Source organism: Halobacillus ihumii (assembly GCF_902726645.1).
Lineage (GTDB): Bacteria > Bacillota > Bacilli > Bacillales > Halobacillaceae > Halobacillus_A > Halobacillus_A ihumii.
Genome location: NZ_CACVAO010000001.1, coordinates 451,226 through 469,017, shown reverse-complemented (window position 1 = coordinate 469,017; position 17,792 = coordinate 451,226). Strand labels below are relative to the sequence as shown.

17 protein-coding genes, 3 tRNA genes and 1 pseudogene are annotated in these 17,792 nt (G+C 38.7%); 17 read left to right on the top strand and 4 right to left on the bottom strand.

Translation table 11 applies throughout. The annotated features are described in order from the left end of the window. Positions 1 to 112: 112 nt before the first annotated feature. The 16 genes and pseudogenes from G6R08_RS02500 to G6R08_RS02425 all read left to right on the top strand — a co-directional run bounded on the left by G6R08_RS02500 (position 113) and on the right by G6R08_RS02425 (position 14,181). Complete coding sequence (locus G6R08_RS02500; RefSeq protein ID WP_163526529.1) at positions 113 to 2,434, top strand: ATP-binding protein; 2,322 nt, start codon at positions 113 to 115, stop codon at positions 2,432 to 2,434. Further along, the gene (locus tag G6R08_RS02495) at positions 2,431 to 3,081 is read left to right on the top strand and encodes a response regulator transcription factor (protein WP_163526528.1); all 651 of its coding nucleotides are present in this window, start codon (positions 2,431 to 2,433) and stop codon (positions 3,079 to 3,081) included. Before G6R08_RS02500 ends, G6R08_RS02495 begins: the two co-directional genes overlap by 4 nt. Positions 3,082 to 3,176: 95 nt before the next feature. Next, positions 3,177 to 3,401, top strand: a complete 225-nt coding sequence (locus G6R08_RS02490) for a helix-turn-helix domain-containing protein (protein ID WP_079530455.1) — start codon at positions 3,177 to 3,179, stop codon at positions 3,399 to 3,401. A gap of 198 nt (positions 3,402 to 3,599) precedes the next feature. After that, positions 3,600 to 4,061 carry a MarR family winged helix-turn-helix transcriptional regulator gene (locus tag G6R08_RS02485; protein WP_163526527.1) on the top strand — a complete coding sequence of 154 codons (462 nt, stop codon included), beginning with the start codon at positions 3,600 to 3,602 and terminating at the stop codon, positions 4,059 to 4,061. A gap of 8 nt (positions 4,062 to 4,069) precedes the next feature. After that, positions 4,070 to 4,891: a glutamate racemase gene (racE, locus tag G6R08_RS02480; RefSeq protein ID WP_163526526.1), complete on the top strand. Its 822-nt coding sequence runs from the start codon at positions 4,070 to 4,072 to the stop codon at positions 4,889 to 4,891. A gap of 341 nt (positions 4,892 to 5,232) precedes the next feature. Continuing rightward, entirely contained in the window at positions 5,233 to 6,333 is a 1,101-nt protein-coding gene (locus G6R08_RS02475; protein ID WP_163526525.1) for a GerMN domain-containing protein, read from the top strand. Between the two features lie 142 nt (positions 6,334 to 6,475). Then, a complete protein-coding gene (rph, locus tag G6R08_RS02470) occupies positions 6,476 to 7,234 on the top strand; it encodes a ribonuclease PH (protein WP_163526524.1) in 759 nt (252 codons plus the stop codon). Between the two features lie 4 nt (positions 7,235 to 7,238). After that, entirely contained in the window at positions 7,239 to 7,835 is a 597-nt protein-coding gene (locus G6R08_RS02465; protein WP_163526523.1) for an XTP/dITP diphosphatase, read from the top strand. Positions 7,836 to 7,848: 13 nt separating this feature from the next. Further along, positions 7,849 to 8,376: a metallophosphoesterase family protein gene (locus tag G6R08_RS02460; protein WP_163526522.1), complete on the top strand. Its 528-nt coding sequence runs from the start codon at positions 7,849 to 7,851 to the stop codon at positions 8,374 to 8,376. Positions 8,377 to 8,612: 236 nt separating this feature from the next. Continuing rightward, positions 8,613 to 8,686 (top strand) — tRNA-Gly (locus G6R08_RS02455). Between the two features lie 34 nt (positions 8,687 to 8,720). Further along, positions 8,721 to 8,794: transfer RNA gene (locus tag G6R08_RS02450), tRNA-Arg, on the top strand. Positions 8,795 to 9,670: 876 nt separating this feature from the next. Further along, a pseudogene (locus G6R08_RS02445) lies at positions 9,671 to 10,797 on the top strand (IS3 family transposase). 211 nt (positions 10,798 to 11,008) lie between these two features. After that, positions 11,009 to 12,562, top strand: a complete 1,554-nt coding sequence (istA, locus tag G6R08_RS02440; protein WP_163526521.1) for an IS21 family transposase — start codon at positions 11,009 to 11,011, stop codon at positions 12,560 to 12,562. A 1-nt stretch (position 12,563) separates the two neighbouring features. After that, complete coding sequence (gene istB, locus G6R08_RS02435) at positions 12,564 to 13,331, top strand: IS21-like element helper ATPase IstB (protein WP_163526520.1); 768 nt, start codon at positions 12,564 to 12,566, stop codon at positions 13,329 to 13,331. Between the two features lie 115 nt (positions 13,332 to 13,446). Further along, positions 13,447 to 13,695 (top strand): hypothetical protein, encoded by a 249-nt coding sequence (locus G6R08_RS02430; protein ID WP_163526519.1) that lies wholly within the window; start codon positions 13,447 to 13,449, stop codon positions 13,693 to 13,695. A 66-nt stretch (positions 13,696 to 13,761) separates the two neighbouring features. Beyond that, positions 13,762 to 14,181 (top strand): ferritin-like domain-containing protein, encoded by a 420-nt coding sequence (locus G6R08_RS02425; protein ID WP_163526518.1) that lies wholly within the window; start codon positions 13,762 to 13,764, stop codon positions 14,179 to 14,181. 146 nt (positions 14,182 to 14,327) lie between these two features. On the opposite strand, the gene G6R08_RS02420 is transcribed toward G6R08_RS02425, so the two are convergent. The 4 genes from G6R08_RS02420 to G6R08_RS02405 form a co-directional block, all read right to left on the bottom strand. Continuing rightward, a complete protein-coding gene (locus G6R08_RS02420) occupies positions 14,328 to 14,474 on the bottom strand; it encodes a Spo0E family sporulation regulatory protein-aspartic acid phosphatase (RefSeq protein WP_275897945.1) in 147 nt (48 codons plus the stop codon). A 789-nt stretch (positions 14,475 to 15,263) separates the two neighbouring features. Further along, positions 15,264 to 15,719, bottom strand: a complete 456-nt coding sequence (locus G6R08_RS02410; protein ID WP_163526515.1) for a CBO0543 family protein — start codon at positions 15,717 to 15,719, stop codon at positions 15,264 to 15,266. A 22-nt stretch (positions 15,720 to 15,741) separates the two neighbouring features. After that, positions 15,742 to 16,227 (bottom strand): CBO0543 family protein, encoded by a 486-nt coding sequence (locus G6R08_RS22410; protein WP_420810413.1) that lies wholly within the window; start codon positions 16,225 to 16,227, stop codon positions 15,742 to 15,744. 617 nt (positions 16,228 to 16,844) lie between these two features. Beyond that, the gene (locus tag G6R08_RS02405; RefSeq protein WP_240339635.1) at positions 16,845 to 17,078 is read right to left on the bottom strand and encodes an aspartyl-phosphate phosphatase Spo0E family protein; all 234 of its coding nucleotides are present in this window, start codon (positions 17,076 to 17,078) and stop codon (positions 16,845 to 16,847) included. Between the two features lie 486 nt (positions 17,079 to 17,564). Here G6R08_RS02405 and G6R08_RS02400 point away from each other — a divergent pair. After that, positions 17,565 to 17,646 (top strand) — tRNA-Arg (locus tag G6R08_RS02400). The last annotated feature ends 146 nt before the right edge of the window (positions 17,647 to 17,792 follow it).

The following is a 17,792-nucleotide window of genomic DNA, read 5'->3' as shown; positions in this document are numbered from 1 at the left end:
TGAAGTGCCCCAGCCTAACTACGATGTTAGGCTGGGGCACTTCTTTGTTTAAAGTATTGAAATGTCATAGTATAATAGATAGGATTGAATTCATGCAGAGGTGAGAATGAGCATGTCAAATTGGAAACAAACTGCACTCGTATCATTTATATTATTATCAGCTTGTTATATTATCCTAATATCTCTGTCTCAGCCCTTAATTGGAGTTGATTTAGAAAGGAATCACAATGGAGCCCTGGTCATCTCTGAAATTAAAGAAGGCTCTTGGGCTGATGAAAATGGGATAGAAATAGGAGCTGTATTAACGGCGGTTGAAGGGAAATCACCTGAAGATTACTATACGGTCCGTATGTTCCACGAATTGGAAAACGCTGAATCGTTTACTGTTGAAAAATCAAGCAAAAAAGTGACTTATTCTTCGATTAATGAATCTACCTTGCTGCATTGGACTTTATTTATTCTTTTGCCTTTATTATTTTTAATTGCAGCATTTTGGATCTCAAGGATTGTGCAGAGAAAAGTGGCAAAGCGGTTTTCAGCTAATCAATTAATTCTCTATTTTTTGCTCATTGCTTTAGGATACTTAAGTAATAGTGGAGCAGTTCGGGATGATTTGTACAGTATTTTTCTTAATTCTATTCTCTTTATTCTATCACCCGTTGTACTCATTCAATTTCTTTATAATTACTTTGCTGAGTTAAAAGTATATTGGTTTTCTAAGAAAATTTATCAAATTTTGTATGTTCTTGTCAGTTTGGTAACAGTACTGGAATGTTACTTTTTGATAACGACTAATTACCCTAGTTATTTTTACAAGGTGCCCTCCTTTTCACTGTTAGGCCTTTACATCATATTATTTTTCATTATTTATAAAGGATTGTTCAGTTACAAGGATACTTCTGTTGGAACTATTTTTAAGTATATGAGTGTTGGGATGTCGGTAGCTTTCTTTCCATACATTTTTTTATATTTAACTCCTGCGCTGACGATTAAGGAGAAAATTATTCCCCTGGAAATAGCTGCTTTATTTTTGATCGCCTTACCCATTACATTTATGTATTTAGTAACGAGGGAAAGGTTAATTGACATCACCTTTGTCATAGGTCGTATTCGCTATTATGCCTTATTGTCTGCACTTCCAAGTGTATTAATACCTTGCATTCTCTCTATTTATATAAAGGGAGAATTTGCAATGATTGATTATTTGCAAATCTATCTGGCTGTACATGTTTTGCTCATTTTATTGTTATCGGTCAAAGAAGGACTGGACTTCCGTTTGCAAAAGTTCTTGTTCGTGGCTAAATACAGTTATCAAGAGAGTATGCACAGAATGTCCAAAGACATGAAAGAACAGTCAAATGCCGTTGACTTAATGAAAGTAATGCGAAAGGAAATAGGAAATGTTTTAAAAGTACGGGAGATGTATATATATTCTATTCATAATCATCGGAAAATGTATTGTGTTTATGATCCTATCCCTACTGACATACTTGATCATTTTGACGACTACTTTCCGAATCGACAATATGATATCGGCTCAATTCTGGAAACAGATAAAGGATTTGGCGTAATTGTAGGGTTTACTTTAGATAAAGTAACCATGCTTTGGTGCAGGGGGAAGAAAGATTATACGAATTTAAACAGAGATGAAAAAACGTATTTACAAACTATCTCTCATAACGCCAATATTGCCATTGAGAACATGAACTTAATTGAGGATTTGGTAAAAGAGTTACGAACTTTACGAAGTGACCAAACTCATAAATCTCCTACCTGGCTCTCAAGATTGTTATTTACAATTGCAGAAAATCAGAGAAAACAGTTGTCTATTGATCTTCATGACACAGTCCTGCAAGAACAGTTATATTTGTACAGAAGGATGGACGATTTAATTAACAAAAGGCCGGATTTACCGAAGACCTTGGAAGCAGAGCTTTCTATTTATAAAGAATCACTTTTAGACAGTATTCATCTCATACGTGAAACATGTAATGAATTGCGTCCGGCTTTTATTGAAGAGATGGGCTTGGTTCATTCCCTCGAGAATTTAATAGAACAATATCAATTACGCTCAAACTTTACGGTCTATTTTACAAGTGACGGGTTTGACGCAAAGCTTGATCAGGAATATGTATTAGCTATTTTTCGGGTGGTTCAGGAACTGCTAACCAATGCAACTAAACATTCAAATGCAAAAATTGTAAAGCTAAGTTTATCCAGCAATCCACATCAAATCATGCTGTTATATTCTGATGATGGCCAAGGAATGGATTACTCCCTACAGAGAGACCTATTTTCTCACATCGGTCTATCAGGCATAGAACAGCGGGTAAACGGATTAAACGGTCACCTTGAAATAGAAACCGCACCAGGAGAAGGTTTTAAATCAATCATTACCTTTCCTTATGAATTATCAAAGGAGGTAGGAGTATGACCCGTATATTGATTGTCGATGACCATCCAGCTGTAGGAGCTGGGACAAAAGCAATGCTTGAACAAGAAGAAGATATGAAAGTCGATGTCACAGACCAGGCGAGCGAAGTAGAAGAGCTAATAAAGAATCATTCATACGATATTATGCTGCTTGACTTATATATGCCGGGAATTAGCGGAGTAGATCTTGCGAAGAAACTGAAGAGGTCTTCCCCGGATTTAACCATTCTGATTTATACAGGCTTTGATCTTAACACCCACTTTAATATGATGGTTGAAGCTAATATTAATGGGTTTGTCAGTAAAACAGCTACAAGTGAACAACTGATTACAGCCATTCGATGTGCACTTCGAGATGAAGTGGTGATCCCTCTTCATCTGTTTAAACAGTTGAGAAGGTCAGAAGCAAGCATCAGTCATTCTGTGAATAAGAATGAAGGAGCAGGGCCATCTCTTAATGAAAAAGAGCAGTCTATCCTTAAGGAAGTGGCCTCAGGGTTAACAAATCGTGAAATTGCTCAGTCCCTGCATATGTCTCAGCGAAGTGTGGAGTATACGTTAACAGGAATTTTTAACAAGTTGACGGTCAAATCGCGAACTGAGGCCTTATTTAAAGCTCAAGAACTTGGACTGGTATCTAAATCGTAAACGGCCGACACGAGGCCATGTTTTCGCACATAAGATATGATGACTAAATAATTCCCCTCAAAATAATAGCTAGACAACAAGGGAGGGGTACGCTTGTGAAGGAAGACGGCTACAGGCCAACACAAATTCTAACCAAGCGAGAGCGAGAAGTTTTCGAGCTTCTAGTGCAAGACAAAACTACGAAAGAAATTGCTAATGAACTGTTTATTTCTGAGAAAACAGTTCGGAATCACATTTCGAATGCTATGCAGAAGCTTGGGGTTAAAGGAAGATCCCAAGCCGTAGTCGAGTTATTACGGATGGGGGAACTTGAACTCTAAAGGTAGATGTGTTGGTATGAGGAATGGGTAGGGCCTTTCAGGTAATGGATGAATGATTTCAATCCATACCTGAAAGGGTTTTTAACAAGAAAAGACAATTTTCTGACTTTTTTTAGACAATTCGATAATAATTCTTGAATTTTTCAAAATAAAGCGGCAGTATTAGAAATACATTTTATTGTGTGGGGAGTGCTGATCGTGACAGAATCGCATGCATCATCATCAATTGCTGATGTTGAAAAAGAATTACGATACATATCAGGTATCATAAAGCAGCAAGGGCGTGAAATCTTAAATCATTACCCGATTACCACTCCGCAGTTTGTAGCTTTACAGTGGCTGCTTGATAAAGGAGATTTGACAATAGGTGAGCTTTCAAGTCATCTTCATTTAGCGTGCAGCACTACGACGGACCTTGTCGATCGTCTAGAGAAGAATGAGTTAGTGGAGAGGATCCGTGATTCTAAGGATCGTCGGGTTGTCCGTATACATCTCTTAGAAAAAGGTACACACATTATTCATGAGGTAATAGAAAAACGCCAACACTACTTACAAGAAGTTCTCAAGGATGTTTCAGAAGATGAAATGAACCAACTAACCCGTTTATTACATGTACTTCATGAAAATATGCGTGAGACATCTAAGGAAAAACAGAAATGAGGGATTTCATGGGACAGCCGATAGGTGTGATTGATTCCGGAGTTGGAGGGTTGACCGTTGCCCGCGAATTGATGCGTCAACTTCCTAAAGAAAAATTTATATACTTGGGTGACACGTTAAGGTGCCCTTATGGACCACGGCCTAAAGATCAGGTAAAGGAATTCACCTGGCAGATGGTACATTATCTAATGCGGCGCGATATTAAAATGCTTATAATTGCTTGCAATACAGCGACCGCGTATACATTAAATGAACTTCAGTCCTCATTGCCGATTCCGGTAATTGGTGTGATTGAACCGGGAGCTCGGGCCGCAATCAAAGGCAGTAGAAATAAACGAGTAGGTGTAATCGGGACAGAAGGTACGATAAAAAGCCAGGCATACCCAGAAGCTCTCAAGGCAATTGACCAATCTATACGAGTAAATGGTCTCGCCTGCCCTCCATTTGTCCCTATGGTGGAGAATGGAATTTTAGAAGGGCCGGAAGCGGAAGGAACCGTAAAATCCACTTTATTACCTTTAAAAGAGATGAACCATATTGATACGTTAATTCTCGGGTGTACTCATTACCCACTTATTAAGGACTTAGTGCAGAAGGAAATGGGAAGCCACATTAATGTAATTAGCTCTGGTGAGGAAACCGCCAGCGAGACTAGTTTAATTCTGGCATATCATAACGCTTTAGAGCAGGAAGATAATCACTCTGTGCATGAATTTTATACCACCGGGGATATGGAAAAATTCAGATTGGTGGCCAATAGGTGGTTTGAAGAGCCGATCCAAGTATTAAAGCTTATTGAACTTGAACAATTTGAAAAGACGACAAAATAACTTGAAGTTATGCAAGTACTTAGTAATCGTAGTTATTTTTCCTGGAGAATTGGTTAATAAATAGACAGGCTGATCGGCTAATGCCGTTTTTGCCCTCGAAGCAGCTTAGTCTAAGTACATCTTCATTAAGAACTCACGTAAATAACCTTCAAGTTTTGTCTCAAAGCTTTGAAGGTTATTTACGTGAGTTCAGAGCTGATGAAATTTTCGTTAGTCTACTAAGTACAATTCTGAACACAACTAACTCTCTTAAAAATCTTGCCTTCAACATAAAATCAGTGGTCTAAACTTCATTATGGCTCGTATATATGGTAGTACAAACTATCATGGGAGGGAATAGCATGAAAACATGCGGAATTAAACCCTTATCGATTGCCGTACTATTAAGTACAGGATTGCTGTCGGGTTGTTTATTTGAAGGGGAGCAAGCACTAGAGGAGATGGATGCTCCTCCTGAAGAGGAGACGGCAGCAACTCCTGAAACGAATACAAAGGAGTCACCGCCAGAAAAGGGCAGTGGAGAAGCAAGTGCTGAAGAAGAAGGGCAGGAAGAAGCTGCAGAAACAGTGGCAAGAGAATTATTCTTAATTGATTCTAATGGAATGGTTGTTCCTCAGACTGTAGAACTGCCAGCGTCTAAGGAGGTAGCTACCCAAGCACTAGAATACTTAGTTAAAGATGGACCAATCTCAAGTTTATTGCCAACTGGCTTTAAGGCAGTATTGCCTGCTGGAACAGAAATTTTAGGGTTGAATTTAAAGGATAATGGCACGATGGTAGTCGACGTCTCACAAGAATTTAAAAATTACCAGCCTGGTGAAGAACAAAAGATTTTGCAAGCTATGACTTATACAGTTACACAGTTTGATAATGTGGACCGGATGAAGCTTTGGATAAATGGACATGAACTTAAGGAAATGCCTGTGAACGGGACTCCAATTAATGGAGGAGTTTCCCGTTCAGACGGGATCAATGTCCATGTTGGCGACCAAACTGATGTGGTGGGAAGTAAAGCCGTAACGGTTTACTTCCCATCTCAACAAGGTGACAGCGAAGTATATCAAGTCCCGGTAACAACGAGAGTAAGTACAGAAGGTGATTTGTACACTTCTTTAGTACAGACCCTCCTCGAGGGACCAGCTCTTGGAACGTCCCTGCTTCGGCCTTTCAATGAAGGTGCTCAAGTCACAAGTGCCAAACTTAATGAAGGGGTGTTGAGTGTAACTTTCAATAAGGCTTTGTTAAATGGACAAGAACCTAAAGCTGTGTCTGAACAAGCTCTTGCCAGTCTTGTTATGAGCTTAACCAACGTGAATGATGTGGAAGCGGTAGAAGTAAAAGTTGAAGGGGTCGAACAAGTCTTAAATGAAGCAGGAGAGTCATTGGCTGAACCTGTTACACGTTCAGATATCAATGGAGCGAATGAACCTGGAAGCTTATAAAAAAGAAAATCACGGGCCACTTTAATGACGTAGTGGCCCATTTTTTACATAAGACAGGAAAGAGTGCAGCCTGTCTATAGACCTTTTTTTATGTTAAGATGGGCTAGGTATAGTTGGAAAGAATGAAAGGGAGGACATGCCCATGAGAAGCGGACGTGCAGTCAATGAATTAAGAAATATTACAATAGAAACAGATTATGTTAAACACCCAGAAGGATCTGTATTAATAAGTTTTGGAGACACTAAAGTGATCTGTAATGCAAGTGTAGAGGATCGAGTTCCACCATTTCTACGCGGACAGGGGAAAGGCTGGATTACAGCAGAATATGCTATGCTGCCTCGTGCTACAGAACAGCGAAATATTCGTGAATCTTCAAAAGGAAAAGTTTCCGGGAGAACGATGGAGATTCAGCGTCTTATTGGTCGAGCCTTACGCGCAGTCGTTGACTTGGATAGTATAGGTGAACGTACCCTATGGGTGGATTGTGATGTAATTCAAGCGGACGGGGGCACCAGAACGGCATCCATTACAGGTGCTTTCGTTGCAGTTGTTCTGGCGTTTGGGAAGTTAGTTGAAAAAGGAGTATTGAAAAAGCTTCCGATTAATGACTTTTTAACAGCTATTTCAGTCGGGGTCCTTCCTGATGGGAAAGAAATTCTGGATCTTTGTTATGAAGAGGACAGCAAGGCCCACGTGGATATGAATATTGTCATGACAGGACAAGGGGAATTTGTAGAGCTTCAAGGAACTGGAGAAGAAGCCACATTCTCCATGGCACAACTTCAGACGATGATATCCCTGTCCCAAGAAGGGGTAGCAGAGCTTACTAAGCTGCAAAAAGATGCAATTGGAAAATGGGCTGAGGTTATTGAAACATCATCAGCTGTTACGGAGAAATAACCCTATGAACGAATTAGTTGTCGCTACAAAGAATAAAGGAAAAGTTGACGAGTTTAAAGAAATGTTTGCGAAATATAGAATCACAGTAAAATCATTATTGGATTTTGATCAGAAGATTGCCGATATTGTTGAAGATGGCGAATCTTTCGAAGAAAATGCAATCATCAAAGCCGAGACAATTGCAGAACAATTCCAAATTCCCGTCGTTGCAGATGATTCTGGTCTTGAAATTGATGCTCTAAACGGTGCGCCTGGTATTTACTCTGCTCGTTATGCAGGTGAAGATAAGGATGACCGCAAGAACGTGGAAAAGGTTATGAATGAATTGAGTAATGTTCCTGAGCAAGATCGTACTGCTCGTTTTGTCTGTGCAGTTGCTGTTGCACGTCCTGGCCAAAAAACTTTTGTGGAAAGAGGTACCTGTGAAGGGCGGATTGCGATGGCACCAGCAGGCGATAACGGTTTCGGATATGACCCCATATTTATCCCAAGCGGATCTGTTCTAACAATGGCAGAGTATACTTCTGATGAAAAAAATTCAATTAGTCACCGAAAGCATGCTATCCTAAAAATAGAACAATGGTTGCAGGATTTATCATAAAGAGGTGTTTATAATGCCAAAAGTACTAATCATTAGTGATACTCATGGATTAACTAATGAAGTGATGGAGATTAAACAGCACCACCAGCATGAAGTAGATGAACTCATTCATTGTGGTGATTCGGAACTTAGTTCCCAGTCAGAAGAGTTAGAGGATTTTCATTATGCCAAGGGAAATTGTGATTTCGACACCGACATGGAGAACGAACAAATTGTTAAAGTTGGGGATATAACTATTTTGGTTGTACATGGACATTTACATCAAATTAAGTCAACTTTAATGCCCCTATCTTACCGGGCAGATGAACTTGGAGCTCAAGTAGCTTGTTTTGGACATTCGCATATGGCAGGAGCGGAAAAAGTGAATGGCAAACTGTTCATTAATCCAGGGAGTGCCAGACTGCCGAGGGATCGAGAAGAACCGACTTACGCAATTCTGGAATGGGAAACACTTGATAAGATCGAACTTCAATATTATCAAGTGACTGGACAGCCTATGCCAGCGTTGAGAATGGAAACATCTCTAGCAGCAAAGAATTAACTCTTTGCTGCAGAGTTGTTGACAAATACACAGTGATTTACTATAATTATCCTTGTCGGAAAAACAAATTGCTCATTTAAGACATACACCTTTAGCGGTTGTAGTTTAGTAGTAAAACTTCAGCCACGAGCGAAACTTCGTCGAGTATGCTTCGAGTTGCCCGCCCGAATAGCTTCTTCGATTTAGCTAAAAGAGGTAAGGGCATGTAAAAATGTTGCTAATGAAACTGTTTAAACGCGGGTGTAGTTTAGTGGTAAAACCTCAGCCTTCCAAGCTGATGATGAGGGTTCGATTCCCTTCACCCGCTCCAATCTAAGCTTACATAATATTAAAATATAATACTTGTCCCAGTAGCTCAGCTGGATAGAGCAACAGCCTTCTAAGCTGTGGGTCGCAGGTTCGAATCCTGCCTGGGACGCTAACTAACAAAACGCTGGATCTCTTGTATATCAAGGGATTCAGCGTTTTTCTTGTTAAGAATGGTTTGAAGCTGTCCCTGTCCAGAAGTGGCTTTTGGGGCAGAATTGGGGCAGAATTTTTTTGAAAAGCCAACTATGATATATTTAACATAAAATTACAACGTAATTTAATTATCTAGGGAGGTGATAGTTTTGAATAGGGAAGACCTGAGTATATTTACAAAGCTCTCTTTTTTTACAGCATTGGCTACAATTTTTATACCCACTTTCTTCATAGGAATAACATTGGGGGAGAGTGTGGATGCTATCAACCCTATCTAAGATTCATTTTATTACTTACGTTTCTTGGCTTCTTGTTTGGTATTCCTCTTAGCATTGTTTCAATGTTCAGAAAGAAAATTTAGCCATAAGTATTTTTGCCTTAATTGCAAATTTGTTGCCAATAAGTTTTATTGGTTATGTCTTTATTATGGAATTTCTTAAAGAATTTTTCGAGACTCCACCATAAAATATATTGGTATTCTAAAGTAAAGTGAGTTCTACCAGCACACTGGAGGACACAGATTGGCAGTGTGTTATTTGTTGATGGAGATCCGAACAAATATTTTGTAGGGAAGCGTGTAGAGTCAGTCCATTTATCAAGGGGGGTTACGTTTTTATAATTCTCCGTCATGGGATGATTCTGACGTTGCTGGATATATCCAATTTGGGTATGGATTCTCGAATGTACTAGCAATGTTTGATGTAGATGGATCACCACAGTATAAGGTTGAAAACTCTAATGGTGACGTTTATTGGATCGTCTACACTTAGTTGGACAGTTTCGTTAAGGTCCGATACACTTTACTAAATATAACAGTCGAGGAGAGCGTATTATGACCAAACGAACCCGTCGGACATTTACCGATGAATTTAAGAAACAGATTGTTCAGCTTTATGAGAATGGGAAACCCAGAAAAGATATTATCCAGGAGTACGAGCTGACATCTTCCTCATTTGATCGGTGGATTAGTCAATACAAGCAATCAGGTTCATTCAAAGAAGAGGATAACCGCACACCAGAACAAAAAGAGTTGATCAAGTTACGTAAGGAGAACCAACGACTCAACATGGAAAACGACATTATAAAGCAAGCGGCGCTGATCATGGGACGAAAGTAGATGTGATACGGAATAATCGTCAGAAATACTCGGTATCAGCAATGTGTGCTGTCCTACAACTTCCTAAAAGTACGTTTTACTATGAAGCAAAAGAAAAAGATACGTCTGAAGAAGAAAAGTTGACACACTTAATTGTCGAGACCTTTCATGAAAGCCGGCAGAATTATGGTACACGAAAAATCAAACACGAACTTCATAAGAAGAGCCATCAGGTATCTCGTCGAAGAATTGGCCGAATCATGGAGGAACAAGGGCTTGTCTCCAAATAAACTGTAGCTCAATTTAAGCCGATGAAAACCTCGTGCAACGAGTCGGAACAGGGAAATACGTTGAATCGTCAACTCTCCCAAGACCAGGCTCGCAAAGTTGTGGTGAGTGATCTGACCTATGTTCGGGTGCATTCCAAATGGCATTATATTTGTACAATTTTGGACCTATATAACCGCGAAATTATAGACTACAGTTCAGGTCCTCAAAAAGATGCCGCCTTGGTTCAGAAGGCCTTCGCTTCGATTGGTGGTAATCTTAATGAATTAGAACTTTTTCATACAGATCGCGGTAACGAGTTTAAAAATCGAGCCATTGAAGGGTTACTTGAAACCTTTGGGATTGATCGTTCTTTGAGCATGAAGGGCTGCCCTTATGATTATGCGGTCGCTGAAGCTACATATAAAGTGATTAAGACAGAGTTTGTCTTTGGAGAAACATTCGTAAGCCAGAAACAATTGGACCTGGCCTTATTTGATTATGTCCACTGGTATAATCATATCCGAATTCACGGCACCCTAGGATATCTCAGCCCAATCGAATTCAAGAAGAAACACCTTAACAAGATTGTCTAGCTTTGTGTTGACAATCCATATTACGTTACAACTAATGAAACGTATGTAAGGTTAGTGTAAATTTAAAGCCCTCCTCGCAAGGTGTAACTGCTAGATTAGACTTAACAGTTTTTGCTTGATAGAATTGAACACTTTTTCACCACTAATCCCCTCCAACCATGTAAACTTAACAAGTATGTTAACGACCTGGTTTGGAGGGAGTAAGGAGTAGATGAAGAAGTTGGAGAAAATCGTTTTAGCACATCAATTGAAGAGGGATGGTTTTAATGTATCAGCAATAGCACGAAAATGCGGGGTGTCCCGAAACACTGTATATACTTATCTGGGAAGAGACTTCGAAGCTGCAGTGGAATGGGTGGAAACGCTAAGAGCCAGAAAAAGAAAGCTGGATATTTATCAGGAGGTCATATTAGATTGGCTTCGGGAACACCCAGACCTTTCGGCCTCCCAGATATCAGACTGGCTGGAAGAACGATGTAATTTCCGAGAGATTGGGGAGAGTACCGTGAGAACTTACGTAAAGGAACTTCGGGAGAAATATCATATCCCCAAAGTCTTGAATAAACGTCACTTTGAGGCATTACAGGAGTTACCGAGAGGTAAACAGATGCAGGTGGATTTTGGAGAGTTAAAAGTAAAGACCACTGATGGGAAAACCATTAAAATTTATGTGATAGCCTTTGTCCTTTCACACTCCCGATATAAGTATGTGGAGTGGCAGGAGAAGCCTTTCACGACAAGGGACGTGTTACGGTGTCATGAAAATGCCTTTGAATTTTACGGAGGGATCACAGAAGAAATTGTCTATGACCAGGATAAATTGATGACGGTCAGTGAGAATGGAGGGGATCTCATATTTACAGAGGAATTTCAGGCCTATAAACAAAATAGGAATTTTCGTGTATTCCTATGCAGGAAAGCAGACCCTGAATCTAAAGGAAAGATAGAGAACGTTGTAAAGTTTGTAAAATACAACTTTGGAAAGAATCGTGTGTTCCATCAAATTGAAACATGGAATGAACAATGTCTGGCCTGGCTGGAAAGGAAGGGAAATTATCAAGTCCACAACACCATAAAAAAGAGACCTGTCGAAGTGTTCGCCCTGGAAAAGCCACACTTACGAAAAGTCTCCTTACCACTCTCTTTCGAGAGCAATCTTAGTTACAGTATAACAAGGATGGTTCATAAGGACAATGTCATCAAATACAAATCGAATCGTTATTCCGTCCCGTTGGGTACATATCAGCCAAACGGCGAGAACACGGTCTACATACAGGTGGAGGGAGAAAAGCTTTTCATTAAGGCTTCGCCCGACGGCATCCTTCTAGCTACCCATAGACTCTCTACTAACAAAGGGAAACTTATTAAAAATACCCACCATTCCAGAGACAGGTCAAAAGGAATAGCTGCTTACATGGATACCATCAGAACATCATTCCATGAAGAAGAAAAGATTCAGGTCTTCCTCGACGAGCTGCATCAGCGTTATCCCCGGTACATACGGGATCAGCTGCAGATTCTTCAGAAAGCCGTTAAACATTATAAGCCATTCATTCAGGAGGCCCTAGGTACTTGTCTTCAGAAGGGATTGTGGAGTGCGAATGACTTTTACGATGTGGTAAAGCACTTCTCCAAGATTCAGGGGCTTCAGGAGCAAGTTCCTGAAGATGAATTTTCAGGAGTCGATGTTCCTACGGAACTATTGAAACAAAAGGCCGCATTACGCGATATAGATGGCTATATCAAAATCTTGGGAGGTGTGTAAGTTGGTTGGAACAGTAGAAAATTTACAGGCTCAATTCCATCAGTTTAGAATGTCAGAGACGTCTAAGGAGCTGCCCTCTTTTTTAAGGAAGGCAGAGGTTAGCTCTTGGACATACCAGGAATTTCTGCATGAACTCCTCACGTACGAAGAGAAGCGCCGCGAGGAGAAGATGATAGAAAAGCACCTGAAATGGGCCAAGTTCCCATATGAGAAGCACCTTGATGAGTTTGATTTGGGAGAGCAACCATCTCTAAGTACACGGCAGCTCAAACAGCTGCGGGAACTCTCTTGGCTAGATCAGGCATTTAATTTAATATTCCTTGGTCCGCCAGGGGTAGGGAAAACGCATCTGGCGATAGGCCTTGGATTGGAGGCCATCCAACAAGGCCAACGTGTGGTCTTCATCTCCATGGGAGAGCTGGTGCCTCTTTTAAAGACTGAGGAGTACATCCGAAAAGCACAGTTGCGCCTTAAACGTATTAGGGACGCCGATCTGGTCATCATCGATGACCTCATGTATATGGCAATGGACCAACAAGAGGCCAACCTGTTTTTCCAGTTAGTGAATCATTTGTATGAACGAAGTTCTATAATACTGACGTCCAACAAAGGCCCAGAGGAGTGGGGAGAATTAATGGGCGATCAGGGAATTACCACAGCGATCCTAGATAGGCTCCTTCACCGGGCTGAAGTCATTCATTTAAATGGGTCTAGTCATCGAATCAAGTACAGAAAGTCTGTATTCCAATCGAAAAGTGTTCAAAATTAATGAGCAAAAAGTGTTCAAAACTACTTGACGGTTACACAAGGGCTTTTTATATTTTCTCATATTAACATTCTTATTATGATAGAGTAGCAGTAGGTCTTATATTAGGAGTTAGCTATTGAGAGTATTGAGCATTTTGAAAATGTATGCATTCCAACACAGTCTATTCGAGTTTAAAGATGGCCATTTAGTTGCAGTACAGCTAGAAAAACTAAAAAGTGACCAAGAGCTGTTGCGCACGCTAAATATCAACCCAGTTTTAATTCGATATTTTCCACTTGAAGTGAGACCACACTTGCTCTGTTATAGTAAAGGGTGTGTGGAGAAGATTTTAGTAAAAAGAAATGAACTAAAAAACAAGCTGTAATAAATCGAACTTCTAGTTTTTTTCCGTCTTGCATATTGTGGTAAAAACGATGCAAGAGGTGAAAGGATGCAAAATTATTATTATAGTGTGGATAATGGACTTATTGATGATATTGCGAAAGCAGTTAACGGGGAGTACACAGCGATTACATGTTACGGACAGTTAGCGAATATGGCACCTACCGAAGAAATTAGAGATAGAATTGAAGAAATTAGACAAGATGAGATTAAACACTATGAAATATTTTCTCAAATTTATTCTACCATGACTGGTAGGGCGCCTTCCCCACAACTAGTGGAGGAATGCGCACCTCGCTATAGAGATGCTCTGCTAGCTTCATTTAAAGATGAACAGGAAACGGTGGATTTTTATCTAGACATTGCAGACAGATCAACAAATCCTTATGTGAGAGAACAATTCAAAAGAGCCTCGAAAGACGAACAAAACCATGCTGTATGGTTTTTGTTTTACTTATCTGAATTGTGATTTGTAAAATAATCATCATGTTTACTTTTATTGGAAACATTGTACAATATAATTATCCATCAGTACTTCCGACATAACATAATGATGGCTGCCCTTGTCATAAAGAAGACAGGGGCATTTCTATGTATTAATTTCTATTTGAGATACTACCTCTTAATCGATGTATTCTTTATTCTTTGGTGTTGGTTAAGTAGTTGATCAAGTTGTTGGGAGATATCGATAAGCCTAGCACTATTTGGATTTCTTTCATATTCTGAATAAATACTAAGACGTAACATTTCTATTCTCTCCATCAATGACGTACTGTCAGTCATTTATATTCCCTCCCTATTATCTTAAAACCGGACCTATTGTATCATAAATACATTGAATTCGAAGTGTTTCAATTTATTGTGTTTTATTTATGCACATAAACATTTCTTGCGGTAAAATAGTCATAGAAAATAATGCTTAAAGGGAAGTAGCAATAGTAATGGATTACATTATTAGAAATGACGGGTTTGGATGTACTCGTGAATACCCCTCATATGGTCTCCTAAAATACATTATACTTATGTAGAGAACAGAGAGAGACATATCATTGTTCGATATCTAGCTACGCCATTCTGCTATCGAAAAGTCCTTCAATCGGATATTCCATTGTTAGAATCTCACTTACGCGAATTCCTCGAAAGGGAAAAACTCCGGGTAGAGTTGGGTTCTTATGATCGAGAATTTGACATGGTAACATAAACTAAACCTCACTTTAACGTTGGGGTTTTTCAAATTCTTTTGTCAATTTTTGAAGGTAGTTTAGGAGTTCATCTAAGTGTTTGTGATACATCTAAAGCTACTTTGCTTTTAGGGTCTCTCTGATACTCTTCATACATTTTACTCCGCAATCTTTCTATTTCACCATTCAGTTCTTTTAAATAGCTTATAATTCTCATCTCCGAATATAAGTTAGGCTATCCGCCTGAGTCTGTATAAACCGTTCACAACGATATCACTAGTAAATAGCTATTGCAACAAAGTACGGAAGGTTTGGGATTACAAATTACTTCTAGTTCGTTTTATTTGGTTCCAAAAGTCTTGACAGAACATTAGGTTTTATTATTGAGCAGTCCCATGATGGAACGAACAACAATCATAAAAATGAACACGCTTATCCAAGTAAAGTACCACTCCCATTGGAGGTATTTAATTAAATTAGTGTATTTTTCTAAAAAGAATTCCACAAGGGTCAGACCTCCACTATATACTACTGCCTGCAAAATGACCCCAGAAATATGGGAGTGATAGGTTGTTTGGTAATAATAAACGCAAATAACGGGGAATAATAGAAACTCAAAAAGCACACTGCCTTTGAGATGTTTAAATATTGTTACTGGGTATTTTAAGAGATGATAATCAACTAGTAAATTTCCCAAGAATACAGCAAAGTAAGCAGTAATAAAATATATTAACAGCCAATCTTTCCGTGGTGCTTTTTTTAAGGAAACCAAGAATAGTATGGTTCCAAGTATATAGAAAATAATTAGCAAGATGATTTCCACCATAAACCTCCTTATCCCAACAAAACTAAAGACTCTTCCAAGGAACATCGAACCAGTCAAGTAAAAAGGCAATAATAATTAATGAAATGAGATAAGCCAAAATAGGTCTTTTGTGATGAAGTCTTAACATGGGAAACATGACGATCAAAAATAGGAGTGACCAGACCAAAGACCAACCATGTGTATAATACACAAAGCCATATAGGTGGCCGACCCATTCAGTCCCTATGTAGATAATGATCCATTTTCCAATGTGCAAAATTTGAGATCCAAGCTTGTCTGGATAATTTGAAAGGAACAGCATTACCGTACAAGGGAAAACAATAAAAGTGTATAACAAAGCTATTAAGGTATGGGGGAGACCTAAATTTGATTGTTCAATCCATAAACGGTAGTCAGAAGTTAATAATAAATATAGTAAATTCATTGATGACATATAGAGGATCGTTGCATGGAAATTACGGAAGAGATTCCAATCTGCCCAGCGCCATGCAGCTAAAACGGCCCAAATTATTATAAGTATATGAATAAGGATTACCTCCTTAATCTAGTTATGAGTAAATGTGTATTTAGTATACCCAAGGAAAAGCTATATATGTACATTATTGTTTCATTGGAGATGGCTATTCAAAAAGGCACCCTTTCTATAAAGAAGGAGTGTGATCCTTTGCTTCAGAATTTCGCCCCTTTCTTGAATAACGATAACGATAAGTTCATCTTATATTTATTCCTTTATGTTATTTCCTTCTTAATTGATTATGACTTGACAAAATAATTTATTTATGCTATAATTTAATTTTAAAATATTATACACAAAGAAGATTAGATGCACTAAATTAAATAAAGAAGATATCATCATTAAGTTTGAGGATATTATTAGTGTTACTTTTTTATAGAGATTATATATATGAAGAAACTCGATTAAAGTAATATAAGATTGTAACACCTTTAAAAAAATTTAAACAATACCGCAAAAGTAAAAGTCCAGTATTCTTGATAAGAATACTGGACTAACATACGAGAAATAACCTATCACGAAAGACTAAAGTAGGTACATGGAAACTTCTACATCCTCTGTCATTATGAGAATTACAAGTTAAGGAATAATCACCTTAAATGATTATTATTTTACTTTTCCTCATTTTGCGTCGTACGTTCCAACTCATTTAAAAGTTTATCCAGCGATTGGGAAATAGTAATTAATTGCGGGTCATTCGGGTTATTTTCATACGTTTTATACATTTTCACTCTCAGGACTTCTATTCTTTCTTTTAAATCTTCGATTCTAGACTCCCTCTCCACTTTAGATGCATCTGTAAGATATAAGTGGAGAAGTTCACTGATCAAAACAACTGCAGGCAAAACATAATTATCCTCAAGATAGTAAATTAGTTTCCTTCCCTTGATGCTTCATATTCAGTAATAACCTCAGTCCACCTGTAATTATTCCACAGATATTGTACTAGACCTAATAAGGTTAAATGCCGAATAGCTATTAAAAAGGGAACTTAATAACAAGAAGATATCTCAATTTAGTTTCAGTCCTACTTCTTCCGCAACTACTACTCCCATTACGGTAATACCCTCCATACGTTCCAATGAACCCTTTTCGAAAATCTATGAAATTGTAATTTTTATATTTATCTAACATTCTTTTGTGTAGGCAGAGCAGTAATGTTTGTTGTGGAATTAGATATTACCCATGATGAATGCTGAGAAATCAAAAACATGATTATATAAATACTGAGTTTGGGGCAGAATTGGGGCAGAATTTAATTGTTTCTGCCCCAATTACGTTAATTTCTATTGGAATCAATCCCGGGAACCCTTGATTTAACAGGGATTTAAGCGTTTAGATGCTACCTAATTAGGGTGCCTACAACAGCCTTCTAAGCTGTGGGTCGCAGGTTCGAATCCTGCCTGGGACGCTAATCAAAAAAGCTTAATCACTTTTGAATAAGGAGCATTCCTGTAAGGAAGAAATTTGAGGGAAAATCGAGGTAGGATCCAGATGCATAAAAAAAGTCCCCTTGGTACGATAGAGAGTGTCATGCATGACCTCGAATTAAGTACCAA

What these genes read in the sequence shown, in the direction of transcription:
- G6R08_RS02495 (WP_163526528.1), top strand. Translation starts at nt 2,431, where the DNA reads ATGACCCGTATATTGATTGTCGATGACCATCCAGCTGTAGGAGCTGGG.
- G6R08_RS02465 (WP_163526523.1), top strand. Translation starts at nt 7,239, where the DNA reads ATGAACGAATTAGTTGTCGCTACAAAGAATAAAGGAAAAGTTGACGAG.
- racE (WP_163526526.1), top strand. Translation starts at nt 4,070, where the DNA reads ATGGGACAGCCGATAGGTGTGATTGATTCCGGAGTTGGAGGGTTGACC.
- G6R08_RS02420 (WP_275897945.1), bottom strand. Translation starts at nt 14,474, where the DNA reads ATGGAGAGAATAGAAATGTTACGTCTTAGTATTTATTCAGAATATGAA.
- istA (WP_163526521.1), top strand. Translation starts at nt 11,009, where the DNA reads ATGAAGAAGTTGGAGAAAATCGTTTTAGCACATCAATTGAAGAGGGAT.
- G6R08_RS02425 (WP_163526518.1), top strand. Translation starts at nt 13,762, where the DNA reads ATGCAAAATTATTATTATAGTGTGGATAATGGACTTATTGATGATATT.
- G6R08_RS02460 (WP_163526522.1), top strand. Translation starts at nt 7,849, where the DNA reads ATGCCAAAAGTACTAATCATTAGTGATACTCATGGATTAACTAATGAA.
- G6R08_RS02500 (WP_163526529.1), top strand. Translation starts at nt 113, where the DNA reads ATGTCAAATTGGAAACAAACTGCACTCGTATCATTTATATTATTATCA.
- G6R08_RS02475 (WP_163526525.1), top strand. Translation starts at nt 5,233, where the DNA reads ATGAAAACATGCGGAATTAAACCCTTATCGATTGCCGTACTATTAAGT.
- rph (WP_163526524.1), top strand. Translation starts at nt 6,476, where the DNA reads ATGAGAAGCGGACGTGCAGTCAATGAATTAAGAAATATTACAATAGAA.
- G6R08_RS02410 (WP_163526515.1), bottom strand. Translation starts at nt 15,719, where the DNA reads ATGGTGGAAATCATCTTGCTAATTATTTTCTATATACTTGGAACCATA.